The organism is Pseudomonas sp. D8002, assembly GCF_013385695.1.
GTDB lineage: Bacteria > Pseudomonadota > Gammaproteobacteria > Pseudomonadales > Pseudomonadaceae > Aquipseudomonas.
Window position 1 is genome coordinate 96092 of record NZ_JACAPM010000040.1, and the last position, 17477, is coordinate 113568.

Here is a 17477-nt window from a genome sequence, read left to right on the forward strand (position 1 = left end):
TGTGGGAGCGGGTTGTGAGTTAGAAGAAGCCCAGCGGGTTGATGTCGTAGCTCACCAGCAGGTTTTTGGTCTGCTGATAGTGATCAAGCATCATCTTGTGAGTCTCACGGCCCACACCGGACTTCTTGTAACCACCGAACGCGGCATGCGCCGGGTACAGGTGATAGCAGTTGGTCCATACACGCCCGGCCTTGATCGCCCGGCCCATGCGGTACGCGCGGTTGATGTCGCGGGTCCACAGGCCGGCACCCAGGCCGAACTCGGTGTCGTTGGCAATCGCCAGGGCTTCGGCTTCATCCTTGAACGTGGTGATGCTCACCACCGGGCCAAAGATTTCTTCCTGGAACACCCGCATCTTGTTGGTGCCCTTGAGCAGGGTTGGCTGGATGTAATAGCCGGTGGCCAGATCGCCGGTCAGCTTCTCGACCTTGCCGCCAGTCAGCAGCTCGGCGCCTTCGCCCTTGGCGATTTCGAGGTAGGACAAAATCTTGTCGAATTGCTGCTCGGACGCCTGGGCGCCGACCATGGTGTCGGTGTCCAGCGGGTCGCCACGTTTGATCGACTCGACCTTTTTCATCACCACTTTCATGAAGTCGTCGTAGATCGACTCTTCCACCAGCGCGCGGGAAGGGCAGGTGCACACTTCGCCCTGGTTGAAGAACGCCAGCACCAAACCTTCGGCGGCCTTCTCGATGAATTGCGGTTCGGCTTTCATGATGTCGGCGAAGAAGATGTTCGGCGACTTGCCGCCCAGCTCAACGGTGGACGGAATGATGTTCTCGGCGGCCGCGTGCATGATGTGCGAGCCCACCGGCGTGGAGCCGGTGAAGGCGATCTTGGCGATGCGCTTGCTGGTGGCCAGGGCTTCGCCGGCTTCTTTGCCGTAGCCGTGCACCACGTTCAGCACGCCCGGCGGCAGCAGGTCGCCGATCAGTTCCATCAGCACGTTGATGCCCAGCGGGGTTTGCTCGGCAGGCTTGAGCACCACGCAGTTACCGGCGGCCAGGGCTGGCGCGAGTTTCCAGGCGGCCATCAGCAGCGGGAAGTTCCACGGGATGATCTGGCCGACCACGCCCAGCGGTTCGTGGAAGTGGTAAGCGGCGGTGTGTTCGTTGATCTCGGCGCTGCTGCCTTCCTGGGCGCGGATGCAGCCGGCGAAGTAGCGGAAGTGGTCCGCGGCCAGCGGGATGTCGGCGTTCAGGGTTTCGCGCACGGCCTTGCCGTTGTCCCAGGTTTCGGTGATGGCCAGCAGTTCGAGGTTCTGTTCGATGCGGTCGGCGATTTTCAGCAGAACCAGCGAGCGGTCCTGGGCCGAGGTCTTGCCCCAGGCGTCAGCGGCGGCGTGGGCGGCGTCCAGGGCCTTGTCGATATCCTTGGCAGTGGAGCGCGGGAATTCGGCGATGGGCTTGCCGTTGACCGGCGAGGTGTTGGTGAAATAGTTGCCATCGACCGGCGCGACAAACTCACCGCCGATGTAGTTGCCGTACTTGGCCTTGAACGAAACGATAGCGCCTTCAGTACCGGGGTGTGCGTAACGCATGGTGGGTATCTCCTGGCTTTTTTGTGTTTATTGGAGGACGCACGGTTGTGCTTGTTAAAGCGTAGAGCAAAGGTCGGGCCAGTGCCTCGTAGAGCCTGTAAATCAAGGGTTTAGAGGTTGTTGCAAATCGGTGCTGTGGCAGGCTTGGTACAGCCTGGGTGACAGTTTGTGCCATAAGCGGTACAGCCTGTGACCGGTGGGTCTGCCCGGGATTGCAATGGTCGGGAGGCTGGAGGATGCTGGGCACTCGCGCGCGGTGTACTTCACGCAGGGAGAATAATAAGAACATGCAAAACGATCATTTCAGTCGCCATGCCCAACAAGTCCTGACGGTCACCCGTGGGCAGGACCCGCTGCATGGCCCCGGCAGCGATCCGTCCATCGCCCGCTCCTGGCTGCGTTGTCTTGAGGACTATCACCTCGACCCCGCATTGACCATCGCGCCCACGGTGCTCGAACATGGCCGCCTGCTGGAAAGCCGCGAACGCCTGCAACAAGTGCTGAGCATCGCCGGCAATGAAATGAACAGCCTGCATCAACAGCTCTCCGGCGCCGGCCATGCGGTGCTGCTGACCGACGCCCGTGGGGTGATCCTCAACTGCGTCACCGCCCCCAGCGAGCGCAAGATCTTCGAGGGTGCCGGGCTGTGGCTGGGTGCCGATTGGAGCGAGGCCTGCGAAGGCACCAACGGCATCGGCACCTGCCTGGTGGAGCGCCAGTCCCTGACGATTCATCGCGATGAACATTTTCGTGGCCGACATACCGGCCTGACCTGCTCGGCCAGCCCGGTGTTCGACCCTCATGGCGAACTGCTGGCGGTGCTGGATGTGTCTTCGGCCCGGGAGGCGGTGTCGCGCCAGAGCCAGTTCCACACCATGGCACTGGTCAATCTTTCGGCGAAGATGATCGAGAGCTGTTACTTCCTGCGCCATTTTGAGCACCACTGGTTGCTGCGCTTTCATTTGCAGGCCGAGTCTGTGGGCCTGTTCAGCGAAGGGCTGCTGGCGTTCGATGGTGAAGGGCGCATTTGTGCGGTTAACCAGAGTGCGTTGAACCTGCTCGGGCAAATCCGTGGCGGGTTGTTGGGGCAGCCGGTCGAGGCGTTTTTCGATTGTTCGCTCGATGAGTTGCTCGGGCGTGCCAGCGCGAACGCCAGCGCCAGCTGGCCCCTGCGTACCCGCGATGGCCGTGGCTTGTTCGCGGTGTTGCGCGGCCAGCCACGCAGCGTACCGGTACCGGTGGCCCACGCCTTGCCGGAGCGGCCGCGATTGCCGGGCATTTGCCTTGGAGACGCGGCGCTGCAAAACGATTTCCGCAGAGCCTTGCGGGTGTTCGAGCGTGATGTGCCTTTGCTGATCCAGGGGGAAACCGGGTCTGGCAAAGAGGCGTTTGCCAAGGCCGTGCACCATGCAAGCCTGCGCGCAGATAAAGCCTTTGTGGCCCTCAACTGCGCAGCCATCCCGGAAAGCCTCATCGAAAGCGAGCTGTTCGGTTATCGCGGCGGCAGTTTTACCGGCGCCCGCAAGGAAGGCATGCGCGGCAAGCTGCAGCAGGCGGATGGTGGCACGTTGTTTCTGGATGAAATCGGCGATATGCCGCTGGCTTTGCAAACCCGGCTATTAAGGGTGCTTGAAGACCGCTTGGTAGTGCCCATCGGCGGTGAACCGCAAGCGGTGGACGTCAGAATTATCAGCGCTACCCACCGTAATCTGCTTGATCGGGTGCAGGACGGTAGTTTTCGTGAAGACCTGTATTACCGGCTCAATGGCCTGGAAGTGGCCTTGCCGCCGTTGCGCGAGCGCAGTGACAAATTGCAGCTGCTGGACTTCCTGCTGGCCGAAGAAGCGGGAAATCAGGCGGTGCAGCTTGACGGCGAGGCCCGCCAGGCCCTGTTGGCGTTCGCGTGGCCGGGCAACGTGCGGCAGTTGCGCACGGTGTTGCGCACCCTCGCCGCACTGTGTGAGGACGGGCGGGTGAGGCTTGATGACCTGCCTGCACAGATTCGTGCCGTGCAAACCGTGCCGGTGGTGGTGAGTGAACCGGCAAACTCATTGCTGGATGCTGCCGAGCGCCAGGCATTGCTGGCAACATTGGTGCAGCAACGCTGGCATATGACGCACGTGGCGACCGTGCTTGGAGTCAGTAGAAATACGCTTTATAGAAAGTTACGTAAGTATGGTATAGCGCGTCAGGTTTAATGATGACGTTAACTGTTCTGACTGTGAGTGATCAATCTGTGTTGTGAGCGACTGTGCGTTAAATAATTGGCGTCGCACCGTACTAATGTTTTGTCATGTATTTTTGTGCGTAGGTGACTGTCTTCTGGAACGTTCATTATCTGTTTAGTTACTAAGTTGGCGGTTATCGATTTTCTCGATAACTCGCTGATAGCGCTTATGCGTAAATAGTAACAACAAGTGAGATAATAACCATGAACATTACTAGATCTCGGCCCACCACGGTCAATATACCTCCAGTGAATACACCACCGGTCACGCGCAATGGCGGTGTAACGCCTCCGGTAGTACGTCCCGGCGGCCAGGGCAACACCCCTCCAAAAGCTCCCCAACCTAAACCCCGGTTAGGGAAAAATCCGGCCACAGAAACCCCCACACCCCAACCCAAGCCCGAGAAAACCAATACCTTTCAAACGCTGACACAACAAAAATTGATGAACCAAGGGTCTGCCAACCGGCCGTTCAAGCCTCAGGCCAGCGCAGATCCTAAAGATATGGCACAGGTGACTCAAAACCTGATGGTTGCTGATCGCCTGGTCAAGGCTAAGGTGTTCGACACCTCGCCCCAGGCTGCGACGGTAGCCCGCGACGCCTTTGTCAGTGCGGGTGTAAGCGGATTGGTCAGTGCTCCCCTGAGTATTGGTACCTACGCAGGCTCGGTTTGGTCTGGCGAGACAATCAAGGCGCAGTTTACAAACAATACGCCACTACTCCCTCCGGCTCACCAGCCGGCTCCAAGCACGCAGGTGCCTGCCGCGAAAACCGACGGGACAACATCGGTCGTCGCCACGCAGGACACCGACACGGGTGCCACGACCGCGCGCTTGGGCCTGGCCGAGTTGCGCATGGAAGTCATTGCCAACAATATTATGGCAATGCGTCAAGGAACGAATGCTCCGGCACTTAAAATGAGCGACTCCTCGTCGCGTACGCCAAGCGAGCGCCTGGAAACGCTTGAGGCCTTGTATAAAACTGCGGAGGAACAGCTTAAAAAACTGGCGGACGAAAACGACATGGTATTCCGGCCTTACATTGCCACTCCCGCAGACGGCACCGATGACAAAGGCCGTCTGGATGTTATTGATAAAAAATTCGACGCATTAAACAAGTTCATAGGGAAGTTGTTGCACATGGGAACGCTGTCATTACCGGCAGAGTCTGCCGAAACAAAAGTCGTGTGACATAACCCCGCGTAAACTTTCGAGTCATGGATGATGCTCAGTCAAACTGGCGATGGGTCCGATGCCATGCATGCATCCTGTGGCACCGGACTTATCGAATATTCCCCTACGCTCTGACAAACAATGGCGGCTACCCCCCAAGGCCTGCGTGCTACAGCTAAAGAGTGCGATTTTCCCTTCCCTGCGCTAACCTGCCTCGATGTTTTACGAGGTCGACTATGCACATTCATATTCTCGGTATTTGCGGCACGTTCATGGGCTCCATGGCGGTGCTCGCCAAAGAACTGGGCCATCATGTTACTGGCTCCGATGCCAACGTTTACCCACCCATGAGCACGCAACTGCAGGCCCAGGGCATTGAGCTGACCCAAGGTTATGACCCGGCGCAATTCGACCCGGTCCCGGACCTTGTCGTGATCGGCAATGCCATGGTGCGCGGTAACCCGGCAGTCGAATATGTACTGAATAAAGGTTTGCCGTACGTGTCTGGCCCGCAATGGCTGGCCGACCATGTGTTGCAAGGCCGTTGGGTACTCGCCGTTGCCGGTACCCATGGCAAGACCACCACCAGCAGCATGCTGGCCTGGGTGCTGGAGCATGCGGGCATGAGCCCGGGCTTCCTGATTGGTGGCGTGCCGCAGAATTTCTCGGTGTCGGCGCGCCTCGGCGACACCCCGTTTTTTGTCATCGAGGCCGATGAGTACGACAGCGCGTTCTTCGACAAACGCTCCAAGTTCGTTCACTACCGCCCGCGTACGGCGATCCTGAACAACCTGGAGTTCGATCACGCGGACATCTTCCCTGATCTGGCGGCCATCGAGCGGCAGTTCCACCACTTGGTGCGCACCATTCCCAGCGAAGGCCTGGTGATTCACCCCACCACCGAGCCTGCCCTGCAGCGAGTTATCGAGATGGGCTGCTGGACCCCGGTACAAACCACCGGTGCTGGCGGCCAATGGCAGGTCAAACTGCTGAGCGAAGATGGCTCCAAATTTGAAGTACTGTTCGAAGGCGTCGCCCAAGGCATCGTCGATTGGGACATGACCGGCCAGCACAACGTCGCCAATGCCTTGGTCACCCTGGCGGCTGCGCGGCATGTCGGCGTGGTGCCGTCCATGGGCATTGCGGCCTTGAGCGCGTTCAAAAGCGTCAAGCGCCGGATGGAAAAGGTCGCCGAAGTGAATGGGATTACCATCTATGACGACTTTGCCCACCACCCGACGGCCATCGCCACTACCCTGGATGGCTTGCGCAAGCGTGTGGGTGATGCCCAGGTGATCGCGATTATCGAGCCGCGCTCCAACTCCATGAAGCTGGGCGCCCACCGTGATGGTTTGCCGGAAAGCGTCAACGATGCCGACCAGGTTGTGTGGTACGCGCCGGCCAACCTCGGTTGGGACCTGCCTGCCATCGCCGCGTTGTGCACGGTGCCGTCGATTTGCCGCGACTCACTGGAAGGCATCATCGAACACGTGAAACACCAGGCCAGGCCCGGCACTCACGTGGTGATCATGAGCAACGGCGGCTTTGGCGGCCTGCATGGCAAACTCGCCGAGGCCCTGAAGTGAGCGGCCCGGAACGCGTCACCCTGGCGATGACCGGTGCGTCCGGCGCGCCCTATGGCTTGCGCCTGCTGGACTGCCTGGTGCGCGAAGACCGCGAGGTGCACTTCCTGATCTCCAAGGCCGCGCAACTGGTGCTGGCCACCGAGACCGATGTGGCGTTGCCGCCCAAAGTGCAGATGATGCAGGCCTTCCTCACCGAGTACACCGGTGCGGCGGCGGGGCAGATCAAGGTCTATGGCAAGGAAGACTGGATGTCACCGGTGGCGTCGGGCTCCGGTGCGCCGGCCGCGATGGTGGTGGTGCCGTGTTCCACCGGGACCCTGTCGGCGATTGCCACGGGCGCCTGCAACAACCTGATCGAGCGTGCGGCGGACGTGACCTTGAAGGAGCGTCGCCAGTTGATTCTGGTACCACGCGAAGCGCCGTATTCGAGCATCCATCTGGAGCACATGCTCAAGCTGTCGAACATGGGCGTGACTATCTTGCCGGCGTCGCCGGGCTTCTATCACCAGCCGCAGACCATCGATGACCTGGTGGACTTTGTGGTGGCGCGGATTCTCAACCTGCTGAACATTCCCCAGGACATGCTGCCGCGCTGGGGCGAGCACCATTTGAGCAGTGATGAATAAACTATTGATGGTGCTGCTGGCGCTGCAACTGACCGGGTGTGCGACTGCGCGAACCCTGGACGCCGCCCAGCCCGGCGCGCCGGTGGTGTATGCCGGCACGCGGCTGGACATGTATGCGATTCAGGGCGGGTGCTGCGCGATGGACCGTTTTGGGGCCGAGGCGCCGAGCTATCCCCATGTCGACCTGCCGGCCAGTGCCTTGCTCGACACGCTGCTGTTGCCGCTGTCGGTGCTGACGGTGCTGGGGGTTGGGTTCAATGCGACGGGCGGGCTGTAGTACTTAATCCCAGTATTAACAGAAATCCAATGTGGGAGCGGGCTTGCTCGCGAATGCGGTGGATCAGTCACTGTATCATTGACTGATCCACCGCATTCGCGAGCAAGCCCGCTCCCACATTTGGATGGTGTCCTGCCTGGAATTACGTGTTATTTGCCGAGCTTGCGCAGCTCGTCCGACTCTATAACCCGCACCCCATCCTGCTCTTCCAGCGCCAGTCGCCACATCGCCCGCGCCAGTTCGCACACTTCAATGCCGTGGTACTTGCCCGGAATCAGCCGCGACAATGGCCCGGCCAGTTGCTCGGCCAGCCGCGGTTCCAATCGCTCACCCAACAACAGCGAAGGTCGGACGATGGTCAACTGCGGCCAATCCTGGGCTTTCAACGCCTGTTCCATCTCGCCCTTGACGCGGTTGTAGAAGATCGAGGATTTCGGGTCGGCACCGATTGCGCTGATCACGATCAGGTGCCGCGCCCCCATTTCCCGGGCGCGCTTGGCAAAGGCCACGACCATGTCCAGGTCGACGGCGCGGAACGCTTCTTCGGAGCCGGCCTGCTTGATGGTGGTGCCCAGGCAGCAGAAGGCGATGTCCACCTGGCCGCTCAGTTGCGGCAGGAATACTGCCGGGTCGCCCACCGGGTTTTCCAGGTGTGGATGCTCGGCCAGAGGCTTGCGGCTGGGTGCCAGCACGCGGGTCACGGTCGGCTCGTTGAGCAGGCGGTCCAGCAGGTGCTCCCCGGTCAGGCCGGAGGCTCCGGCGAGCAAGATATGCTGAGGCGTCAGGTACATGATGTTTCCCCCTTGATACAGATTCAGCTTAGTTGCTCTTGGCTTCCTTGCTATTCATTGAGACGCTTTCGAGCGCCTTTCGTGCCTGCTGTTTGCGTAATAATTGCCAATGGGCGATTACGCCTTTGGGGGCCCAGATCTGCGGTTCGGAGGCTTCGAAGTTGTCCGCCTGTTCGCGTTCGGCCACGTGGGTCTGTGCCAGCTTGAAGGCTTGCTGCAAGTCGTCGGTCTGGTTGAAGGCCTGGGCAAAGAGGGCGTCGCCGAAGTAGGTGAAGTCGGCTTCTTCGGAGCAGCCGAACGACACACGATCGGCGCGCGAGGCGGTCATGATCAGGGTGTGTTCGTCCTTCAGGGCCGGGATGAACCCGCCGGAGTAGCAGGCCGAAATCACGATGATCTTGTCGCGGTTCTTCAGCGGTGCCAGCACGGCGGCCAGCTCATCGGCCGGCAGGTCGGCCAGCTCCATGCGCGGCTGGTCGAGCACCAGTTCGTGCTCGTGGGTGCCGTGGCTGGTCAGGTAGATAAACACCAGGTCTTGCGGGCCACTGCGTTCGGCCAGGGTCTGGACTGCGCGGCGCAGGCTTTCGCGAGTGGCCATCGGGCGGTCGGCAATATGGTCGCGATGGTTCACCAGGCGGATCTGGCCGTAGGCGCCGAAGCGCGTGGCAAGCATGTTGCTGACGTAGTCGGCTTCGCGCAGGAACACGCTTTGTTTGCCGTCGCCGGCCACCACCAGGGTGTACAGCTCCACCCCCGATTTGGACGCGGGCACGGCGGCGAGGGCGGCATCCAGCAAGTGGCCCTGGGCAAACAGGCCGATTTCCAGCGGGTCAGGCAACAATTTGCCCTCGGCGTCGCGCACGCGCATGCCGTTGACCCAGGTGCCGGCCTGCACGGTGCCGTCGGTGAGCACCAAAGTGCCACGACCTTGATAGCTGTCGCTGTCGAAGCCGCCAATATAGAAGCTGCCGTCGGTGAGGTTCAGGCGGCCTGTGCCTGTGAAGCGCCAGTCGACGAACTGGCCGACGTAGTGGCTGCCATCGACGCCGATCAGTTCGCCCTTGCCGCTGAGGGCGCCTTCCTTGAATTCGCCGATCCATACGTCGCCGTCGGCGTTTTCGTAGCGGCCCTTGCCGTTGAGCTGGTTTTGTTTGAAATGGCCGATGTACATGTCGCCGTCGGCGCTGTTGAAGGTGCCGTTGCCCTCCAGCTGGCCATCGACGAAGCGGCCGCTGAACTGGTTGCCGCTGTCGTCGTTGCGCTGGCCTTCGCCGTTGGGCTTGCCGTGGGCGAACTGGCCCTGGTACTGGCTGCCGTCGGCCAGCTCGAGGCGGCCGAGGCCGGAATACTGGTCGTCCTTGAATTCGCCGCGATAGGTCATCTGCCCCTCTTTGAGGGTGCCTTCGCCGTTGCGCTTGCCTTGTTTGAAACCGCCGACGTAGCTGTTGCCCGCCGTGGTCAGGCTGCCCTGGCCGTCGAACAGGCCCTGCTGGAACTGGCCTTTATAGACCTCGCCGTTGCTGCCATGCCATTCGCCCTGGCCGTGCCACTGGCCTTTATCGAACTGGCCCGCGTACCAACTGCCATTGGGGTAATCCACCCGGCCCTGGCCTTGCAGCAAGCCATTGACCACATCGCCACGGTAACGACCGCCATCGGGCAGCCGCGCATCGGGCGGCAACAGCGATTCGCCGTCGCCGCACGCGGTGAGCAACAGGACAAGAGCAAGGGGAGCGAGTGGGCGCATAGCGGGATCCGGATAATTGAGCGCCGAGTATGCCGCAGCTGCGAGATCTATACATAAATTTACATGAATTGTGGTGAGCGGACGCGCTCACCACAGCCAGGCTTCAGACGAAGCAGAGTGACAACGATTCTGCAATGTAGGCCGGTTTTTCCTGGCCATCGATTTCCAGGGTGCAGGTGGCTTTAAGCAACCATTGCCCAGGTTTTTTCTCGGTGGCGTCGGTCAGGGTCACGGCCAGGCGAACCCTGGAGTCGACCTTCACGGGCTGGATGAAGCGCACGCTGTCCAGGCCATAGTTGACCGCCATCTTCAGGCCTTCGGGCATGATCAGGATGTCTTCGATCAGCTTGGGTATCAGCGACAGCGACAGGAAACCGTGGGCGATGGTGCCGCCAAACGGGGTCTGGGCGGCTTTCACCGGGTCGACGTGGATGAACTGAAAATCGCCGGTGGCTTCCGCGAACAGGTTGATACGTTCCTGGTCGATGGTGAGCCATGCAGAACGTCCCAGTTCCTTGCCGACATATTCTTTGAGTTGCGCTACGGGTACTGAGGGCATTGCGACTCTCCTTCTTTGCTCGGTTGGCTTCATCGTTTTTGTAGTTTTGGACAGGTCCAGAGAACCAATGTAGATCATCACGGGCACTTGGCCCGGTCAACCCACCATGCTTTTGGCGAATGCCGCTCCATAGAGGCAGCGTGCTTATAATGCCGACACGCTTTTGGGGGGAAGAACGGATGCTGTTACGCGGTCTGACATGGCTGGTGCTGTTTCAATTACTCGGCACGGCGATCAATCATTTGTTTGTCCCGGTGCTGCCGGGGCCGATTATCGGGCTGCTGCTGATGCTGGCCTTCCTGGTGTGGCGCGGCGAAGTCGGTGAACCCCTGAGCCTGGCGGCCAGCAGTCTGCTGCGTTATTTGCCGCTACTGCTGGTGCCGCCTGCGGTCGGTGTGATGGTGTATGCCAAGGACATTGCCGCCGACTTCTGGGCCATCGTCGGCGCGCTGGTGCTGTCGCTGGTGATCGCCATGGGCTTTGTCGGCGTGCTGATGCAGAAACTGGTCAAGCGCCAGGCGCAGCGGGAGGACGGCCAATGACACTGGACTGGCAGGGCGCCTGGGCCGCCGTGATTCATCACCCGTTGTTCGGCATCGGCATCACCCTCGGCGCCTATCAGCTGGTGCTGGCCGGTTTCGAGAAAACCCGCTGGATTTTCCTGCAACCGGTGCTGGTGTCGATGCTGTTGGTGATCGGCGTGTTGCTCGGCTGTGGCCTGACGTACGTCGAGTACCGCAAGAGCACCGAGATCATGAGCATCCTGCTGGGCCCGGCGACGGTAGCCCTGGCGGTGCCGCTTTACCTGAATCTGCGACGAATTCGCCAATTGTTCTGGCCGATTTTTACTACGCTGGTGGTGGGAGGCGTATTGGCCACCGGCCTGTGCGTGCTGTTGGGCTGGTGGTTTGGCGCCGAACACATGATGCTGATGACCATGGCACCCAAGTCCGTGACCTCACCGATTGCGATGCTGGTGGCCGAGCAGATCGGCGGCGTGGCGGCACTGGCGGCGGTGTTCGTGCTGATTACCGGGGTGATCGGTGCGATGATCGGTCCGGCGTATCTGTCACGGCTGGGCGTGCACAGCCCCGAAGCGCGCGGTATGGCGCTGGGCATGACCGCCCACGCCGTAGGTACGTCGGTGGCCTTGCAGGAAAGCGAAGAGACCGGCGCCTTTGCGGCGCTGGCCATGAGTCTGATGGGCGTGGCCACGGCGGTGTTCCTGCCGTTGGCCGTGTCGCTGGTTATTTAAGTCGGGTTTAAGGAAACCTTTATGAGTCTGGCGCTTTTCCCGCTCAATACCGTGCTGTTTCCCGGGTGCACCCTCGACCTGCAGCTGTTCGAGGCGCGTTACCTGGACATGATCAGCCGCTGCATGAAAAAGGGCGAAAGCTTTGGCGTGGTGTGCATCCTCGACGGCAAGGAAGTGGGGCTGGCGCCGGATGGCTATGCGTTGATTGGCTGCGAGGCGCTGATCCGCGACTTCAAGCAGCAGGACAATGGCCTGCTGGGGATTCGGGTCGAGGGTGGCCGGCGTTTCCGCGTGCGTGATGCCGGTGTGCAGAAGGACCAGTTGCTGGTGGCCGAGGTGCAATGGCTGCACGAGCATCCCGAGCAACCGCTGGAAGAGGAAGACGCTGACTTGCTGGCGTTGCTTCATGCCCTGGCCGAGCATCCGATGGTGGCGTCTTTGGATATGGGCACCCACGCCGATGGACAGCAAGCCCTGGGCAATCAGTTGGCCTATCTGCTGCCCTTTACCGAGGCCGACAAGATCGACCTGTTGCAACTCGATGACCCGCAACAGCGCCTGGACGCGATCCAGTTGCTGCTGGATGAGTTGCAGGGCGAGCTGTTCACCTGACCCGCGAGTGTCACTCGGACTTGTCCTTCCCGGTCTTCAGATTTTCCGTGGTTGTCCTGATCCCGTTGCCTGAAATAGTTGGCAGTCACGTAACGATGATCAGGGGGAAAGGATGATTCGGCTTTCGCAATCGGAGCAAGTCGTGTGGGATGCGTTTTTTATGGCCGTCACCACGCAAATTCTTCATATGAACGACGGTCGCGGCGCGGAGTACATCGCCGAACGCGCCGCGGAGATGGCTGACGAAATGCTTCTGGAGCGGCGCGAGCGCAGCGTCGAACGCCGCGCTGCACCCCTGGATTGGCTGGGGCCTGCCTAGTAGGCATACCTCAGCAGCGCGTGGGAAGTGCCGGTAAACGCAATGAACCCGAGCACCGCGCCACACACCGGCAGGATCAGCCACCAGACTCTCGGCGGCATCGGTGGCAACAGGCTGCGGTGCTGGCTTAACGTCAGGCTGAAGGCGCACACCGTCATTGCCAGCAGGGTGCCGGCCAGGATGTCCGTCGGCCAGTGTGCACCCAGGTACACCCGGGAAATCGCGATGGTGGCGGCGGGAATGCAGCCAAGCACCAGCCAGGTCAGGCGCAGTCGTGTCGGTTGACCGCGACCGGCAAGCACTGCCAAGGCCAGGAAGAATGCAAACGAGCCGGACGCATGGCCGCTGGGCATGCTGAAGCTGGTGAGTGGGTCGGTCAGCACTTCGGGGCGCATCCGCGCAAAAAACAGCTTGGTCCCGGTATTGATCAGCGCCGCGCCCAGCAGGGTGGCGCCGACAAAGATTGCCTGGCGCCATTGCCGCGCCACCACCAGCAGGCCGGTCAGCACCGCGCTGGCGACAAACATCTTCTTGAACTCGCCGAGCTGGGTCACCATCACCATTGCCCGGTCGATCGCAGGGCCGCGGTGTTCCTGCACCAGTGCCATCAAGCCCTGGTCAAAGTCGTTGAGGTAGGGATAGCCGATAAACAACGCGATCAACAGTGTGCCGCCAATGCAGCCAATCCATAGGGTGGCGCGCCGATGGCCGCGCAGGCTGCTGTTGAGGCTTACGCCGATCAACACTGCGAGACAGGCGGCGACAATCCCGGCCTCCGGCCAGAAGCCTTCGGGCAATGGCAGGCGGAAGGCCGCGCCGGTGGCCCAACCCGGCAACAGATACGCCACCGACCAACCTGCGCCGGCCAGCAGGCTCACGGCGGCAAAACGTGGGAAGGGCATGTCGCACATGCCCGCAACCATCGGCAACATTGGCCGCAGCGGGCCAATGAAGCGGCCTACCAACAGGCTGGCGATGCCGTACTTCTGGAAGTAGGCCTCGGCGCCGCTCATCCATTCCGGGTGATGCCGCAGGCCGGGAAGGCGCCGGATGTTCTGGTGGAAATGGCGACCGAGGAAGTAGGAAACAACATCGCCCAGCACGCCGCCGAGGAAGCCCAGCAACAGGGTTTCTCCCAGTGACAGTGCGCCGCTGCCGGCCAGGGCGGCGATGGCAAACAGCAATACCGTGCCAGGTACGATCAGGCCGGCAATGGCCAGGCACTCCACGCACGCCACGATAAACACCGCCACGGCCAGCCATTGCGGGTTCAGGGTCAGCCAGCCGGTAATGCTATCGAGCCATGGGCCCATACAATCAACTCCCTTTTGTAGATCGTCCTTGTGGGAGCCCGGCTTGCCGGCGATGGCGTCCTTGAGTCCGCTATCGCCGGGCAAGCCGGGCTCCTACAGGTTTATGTATGTTTTCAAATCAAAAAATAGTCGCGGCCTTCGACCTGGCCCCGGCGCAGCGGGTTCCGTGTGCAATACGGCGCATAACCGGCATCGACGAAGCGGTACATCAGGTGTTCATCGCGCCCACCGGGAATGCCCAGGCGGGTGGTCTGGATGATCTGCGCTGGCGCCAGCCCTACGTCTTCCACGTAGAGCAGTTCCTGGTCAAAGCGCTTGGCGTCCCACATCGGCACCTTCAAACCCAGCGCCTTGCACAGCAAGGTCTGGCCGGCGCACAGCTTTTGCGAGGGGCGTGGCCTGCCGCTGGCGTCCGGGTTATTCAGCAGCATCTGCGCCAGGCTGGCCGGGCCGGAGACTTCGTCGACCCACGGATAGGCTGATTTGATCAGCACCGCATTGCCCGGACCGTGGGCGCTGAAGTTCAGCGAATCACCGCCGCGGGCGTAGTACATATAGATGTGCCCGCCATCCAGAAACAAAGCCTTACGCTTTTCTGTGTAGCCCAAGGACGCGTGGCTGCCTTTTTCGGCGAGGTAATACGCTTCGGTTTCGATAATTCGTGCCGACAGCCACAAATCACCAACACGATGGCGAATGACTTTTCCGAGCAATTCGCGCGCGAGCAGTTGCGCGTCACGGTCGAAAAAGCCGTCGGGCAGGGCGTTGGCGGGGATCAGCGGCGAAAAACTGGACATGGCGATTAAAGGTAATACGGCTAAATGTGACAGGATGATAACAACTCCAGCCTTAATTCCCGCTGAACGTCGGGTTTTTACAGTTCATTTCGACCATCCGCCCCTCACCGCTGTCCGTAGGACGGCGTCACAGCTATAATCTGCCGCTTTCCTCTTTGCCAAGACCCCACCAGACCATGACTGAGTCCGTTCTTGACTACATGACCCGCCTGGGTCGCGCTGCCCGTCAGGCCTCGCGGTTGATCGCCCGTGCGAGCACTGCGCAGAAGAACCGCGCCTTGCTGGCGGCCGCCGACGCTCTGGATGCTTCGCGCTCCGAGCTGAGCGCAGCCAATGAACAGGATTTGGCCAACGGTCGCGCCAATGGCCTGGAGCCTGCATTGCTGGATCGCCTGGCGCTGACGCCGGCGCGGATCGACGACATGATCGAAGGCTTGCGTCAGGTGGCCAAGCTGCCTGACCCCATCGGTGAAATCCGCGACATGCGCTACCTGCCCTCCGGCATTCAAGTCGGCAAGATGCGCGTGCCCCTGGGCGTGATCGGCATCATCTATGAGTCGCGCCCGAACGTGACCATCGACGCCGCGAGCCTGTGCCTCAAGTCGGGCAACGCCACCATCCTGCGGGGCGGTTCCGAGGCCATCAATTCCAACCGTGCCATCGCCGCGTGCATTCAGCAGGGCTTGGCCGTGGCCGAGCTGCCCGCCGAAGTGGTGCAGGTGGTCGAGACCACTGACCGCGCTGCCGTTGGTGCGCTTATCACCATGCCTGAGTTCGTCGACGTGATCGTGCCACGGGGTGGCAAGAGCCTGATCGAACGCGTGAGCCGTGATGCCAAGGTGCCAGTTATCAAGCACCTGGATGGCGTCTGCCACGTGTTCATCGACATCGCAGCTGACCTCGACAAGGCGATCCGCATCGCCGACAACGCCAAGACTCACCGCTACGCCCCGTGCAACACCATGGAAACCCTGCTGGTGCACGTCGGCATTGCCGATCGCGTGCTGCCGCCGCTGGCTGCCATCTACCGCGACAAGGGCGTTGAACTGCGTGGTTGCGAGCGTACCCGGGCGATCCTCGGCAGCGACGTGATCGAGGCCACCGAGCAGGACTGGTACACCGAATACACGGCGCCGATCCTGTCGATCCGCATCGTCGACGACCTGGACCAGGCCATCGAACACATCAATCAATACGGCTCCAAGCACACCGACGCCATTGTCACCGAGCATTTCAGTGATGCCCGGCGTTTCCTCAACGAAGTGGATTCCGCTTCGGTGATGGTCAACGCCTCGACGCGCTTTGCCGACGGCTTCGAGTACGGCCTGGGGGCGGAGATCGGTATCTCCACCGACAAGCTCCACGCACGCGGCCCGGTTGGCCTGGAAGGGCTGACCAGCGAGAAGTACGTGGTGTTCGGTGACGGTCATGTGCGCACTTGATGGGTAAACGCATCGGGCTGCTCGGCGGCACCTTCGACCCCGTGCACATCGGCCATTTGCGCAGTGCACTGGAAGTCGCGGACGCCCTCGGGCTGGATGAACTGCGCCTGGCACCGAATGCCCGGCCGCCCCATCGCGATACGCCGCAGGTGTCTGCGCAGCAGCGCCTGGAGATGGTCCGCCTCGCTGTGGCCGGCATTGCACCGCTGGTGGTGGACGACCGCGAACTCAAGCGCGACAAACCGTCCTACACTGTCGACACCCTGGAACTGATGCGGGCCGAGTTGGCCGCCGATGACCAGTTATTTCTACTTTTGGGCTGGGACGCGTTTTGCGGCCTGCCCACTTGGCATCGCTGGGAAGAGTTGCTCCAGCATTGCCACATCCTGGTGCTGCAACGCCCGGATGCCGACGCAGAATCGCCGGATGCCTTGCGCAACCTGCTGGCGGCGCGGTCGGTAAGTGACCCTTTGGCCCTGACCGGGCCGAGCGGGAATATTGCATTCGTCTGGCAAACCCCGCTTGCGGTGTCTGCCACCCAGATCCGTCAACTGCTGGCCAGCGGGAAGTCGGTACGTTTCCTGGTGCCTGACGCGGTCCTGGCCTACATCGATGCGCACGGGCTTTACCGTGCGTCGAACTGAAAAGGCGCGCTTGAACGCACGAACAGTCGTGCAGCGAGCGCCCGAACATACGAGCAAAACGAGTTTTATATGACGAACAAAGACGTAAGCAAAGTTAAGCGCAAAGGCACGTTCAAGAGCGCTCCTCTGCCAGTAGAAGCCCACACCGGCCCTGAGCTGGCCGGCGAAGAGCTGGTGAAGGTTGCCGTGGCTGCCCTGGAAGACGTGAAGGCCCAGGACATCCAGGTCCTGGACGTGCGCGACAAGCAGAGCATCACCGACTTCATGATCATCGCCACCGGTACCTCCAACCGCCAGATCGGCGCGATGCTGGACAAGGTTCGCGAAGCGGTCAAAGCCCAGGGCGTCAAGCCATTGGGTGAAGAAGGCAAGGGCGACAGCGACTGGGTACTGCTGGACATGGACGACGTGATCGTTCACATGATGACCAGCAACGCCCGTCAGTTCTACGACCTGGAGCGTCTGTGGAAAGGCGCCGAGCAGAGCCGTGCCGCCGATGGCAAGCACCACAGCCCTGAAGTCGGCCACGCGCACTTCGACAAGCTCAACAAAGACCAGGAATAAGGAAC

The 17477-nt window shown here is 61.2% G+C and carries 18 protein-coding genes; 12 read left to right on the forward strand and 6 right to left on the reverse strand.

Features of this window, described 5'->3' with window-relative positions; translation table 11 throughout:
• Window positions 1-19: 19 nt before the first annotated feature.
• Entirely contained in the window at window positions 20-1540 is a 1521-nt protein-coding gene (locus HX807_RS24015; protein ID WP_003219398.1) for an aldehyde dehydrogenase family protein, read from the reverse strand.
• Window positions 1541-1827: 287 nt separating this feature from the next.
• On the opposite strand from HX807_RS24015, the gene HX807_RS24020 reads away from it, so the two are divergent.
• From HX807_RS24020 to HX807_RS24040, 5 genes are all read left to right on the forward strand, one after another.
• On the forward strand, window positions 1828-3738 hold the full coding sequence (locus HX807_RS24020; RefSeq protein WP_134327367.1) for a sigma-54-dependent Fis family transcriptional regulator: 1911 nt from the start codon (window positions 1828-1830) through the stop codon (window positions 3736-3738).
• Window positions 3739-3971: 233 nt separating this feature from the next.
• Entirely contained in the window at window positions 3972-4958 is a 987-nt protein-coding gene (locus HX807_RS24025; protein ID WP_256349582.1) for a hypothetical protein, read from the forward strand.
• A gap of 218 nt (window positions 4959-5176) precedes the next feature.
• The gene (gene mpl, locus HX807_RS24030) at window positions 5177-6526 is read left to right on the forward strand and encodes a UDP-N-acetylmuramate:L-alanyl-gamma-D-glutamyl-meso-diaminopimelate ligase (protein ID WP_003219401.1); all 1350 of its coding nucleotides are present in this window, start codon (window positions 5177-5179) and stop codon (window positions 6524-6526) included.
• Window positions 6523-7152: a flavin prenyltransferase UbiX gene (gene ubiX / locus HX807_RS24035; protein WP_003219402.1), complete on the forward strand. Its 630-nt coding sequence runs from the start codon at window positions 6523-6525 to the stop codon at window positions 7150-7152. Before mpl ends, ubiX begins: the two co-directional genes overlap by 4 nt.
• Window positions 7145-7429 (forward strand): YceK/YidQ family lipoprotein, encoded by a 285-nt coding sequence (locus HX807_RS24040; protein ID WP_023659172.1) that lies wholly within the window; start codon window positions 7145-7147, stop codon window positions 7427-7429. Before ubiX ends, HX807_RS24040 begins: the two co-directional genes overlap by 8 nt.
• A 149-nt stretch (window positions 7430-7578) precedes the next feature.
• Here HX807_RS24040 and HX807_RS24045 read toward each other — a convergent pair whose 3' ends face one another.
• The 3 genes from HX807_RS24045 to HX807_RS24055 all read right to left on the reverse strand — a co-directional run bounded on the left by HX807_RS24045 (window position 7579) and on the right by HX807_RS24055 (window position 10526).
• Window positions 7579-8220 carry an oxidoreductase gene (locus HX807_RS24045; protein ID WP_003215421.1) on the reverse strand — a complete coding sequence of 214 codons (642 nt, stop codon included), beginning with the start codon at window positions 8218-8220 and terminating at the stop codon, window positions 7579-7581.
• Window positions 8221-8248: 28 nt separating this feature from the next.
• Window positions 8249-9967, reverse strand: a complete 1719-nt coding sequence (locus tag HX807_RS24050; protein WP_003215422.1) for a C13 family peptidase — start codon at window positions 9965-9967, stop codon at window positions 8249-8251.
• A gap of 103 nt (window positions 9968-10070) precedes the next feature.
• Window positions 10071-10526 carry a MaoC family dehydratase gene (locus tag HX807_RS24055; RefSeq protein WP_003215423.1) on the reverse strand — a complete coding sequence of 152 codons (456 nt, stop codon included), beginning with the start codon at window positions 10524-10526 and terminating at the stop codon, window positions 10071-10073.
• 179 nt (window positions 10527-10705) lie between these two features.
• On the opposite strand from HX807_RS24055, the gene HX807_RS24060 reads away from it, so the two are divergent.
• From HX807_RS24060 to HX807_RS24075, 4 genes are all read left to right on the forward strand, one after another.
• A complete protein-coding gene (locus tag HX807_RS24060) occupies window positions 10706-11068 on the forward strand; it encodes a CidA/LrgA family protein (RefSeq protein ID WP_003215424.1) in 363 nt (120 codons plus the stop codon).
• The gene (locus HX807_RS24065; protein WP_003215425.1) at window positions 11065-11781 is read left to right on the forward strand and encodes an LrgB family protein; all 717 of its coding nucleotides are present in this window, start codon (window positions 11065-11067) and stop codon (window positions 11779-11781) included. The genes HX807_RS24060 and HX807_RS24065 overlap by 4 nt, the downstream gene beginning before the upstream one ends.
• Window positions 11782-11802: 21 nt before the next feature.
• The gene (locus tag HX807_RS24070) at window positions 11803-12393 is read left to right on the forward strand and encodes an LON peptidase substrate-binding domain-containing protein (protein ID WP_003215426.1); all 591 of its coding nucleotides are present in this window, start codon (window positions 11803-11805) and stop codon (window positions 12391-12393) included.
• Window positions 12394-12505: 112 nt separating this feature from the next.
• Complete coding sequence (locus HX807_RS24075) at window positions 12506-12712, forward strand: hypothetical protein (RefSeq protein ID WP_003215427.1); 207 nt, start codon at window positions 12506-12508, stop codon at window positions 12710-12712.
• On the opposite strand, the gene HX807_RS24080 is transcribed toward HX807_RS24075, so the two are convergent.
• Window positions 12709-14025 (reverse strand): bifunctional DedA family/phosphatase PAP2 family protein, encoded by a 1317-nt coding sequence (locus HX807_RS24080; RefSeq protein ID WP_003215428.1) that lies wholly within the window; start codon window positions 14023-14025, stop codon window positions 12709-12711. The two genes, HX807_RS24075 and HX807_RS24080, sit on opposite strands and share 4 nt — an antisense overlap.
• A 113-nt stretch (window positions 14026-14138) precedes the next feature.
• The gene (locus HX807_RS24085; RefSeq protein WP_102369965.1) at window positions 14139-14822 is read right to left on the reverse strand and encodes a DNA-3-methyladenine glycosylase; all 684 of its coding nucleotides are present in this window, start codon (window positions 14820-14822) and stop codon (window positions 14139-14141) included.
• 176 nt (window positions 14823-14998) lie between these two features.
• Here HX807_RS24085 and HX807_RS24090 point away from each other — a divergent pair, with 176 nt between their 5' ends.
• The 3 genes from HX807_RS24090 (at window position 14999) to rsfS (ending at window position 17472) form a co-directional block, all read left to right on the forward strand.
• Window positions 14999-16264: a glutamate-5-semialdehyde dehydrogenase gene (locus HX807_RS24090; RefSeq protein WP_003215430.1), complete on the forward strand. Its 1266-nt coding sequence runs from the start codon at window positions 14999-15001 to the stop codon at window positions 16262-16264.
• A complete protein-coding gene (gene nadD, locus HX807_RS24095; protein ID WP_003215431.1) occupies window positions 16264-16908 on the forward strand; it encodes a nicotinate-nucleotide adenylyltransferase in 645 nt (214 codons plus the stop codon). The genes HX807_RS24090 and nadD overlap by 1 nt, the downstream gene beginning before the upstream one ends.
• A gap of 69 nt (window positions 16909-16977) precedes the next feature.
• Window positions 16978-17472, forward strand: coding sequence for a ribosome silencing factor (gene rsfS / locus HX807_RS24100; RefSeq protein WP_003215432.1), 495 nt, complete (start codon window positions 16978-16980; stop codon window positions 17470-17472).
• Window positions 17473-17477 lie beyond the last annotated feature (5 nt).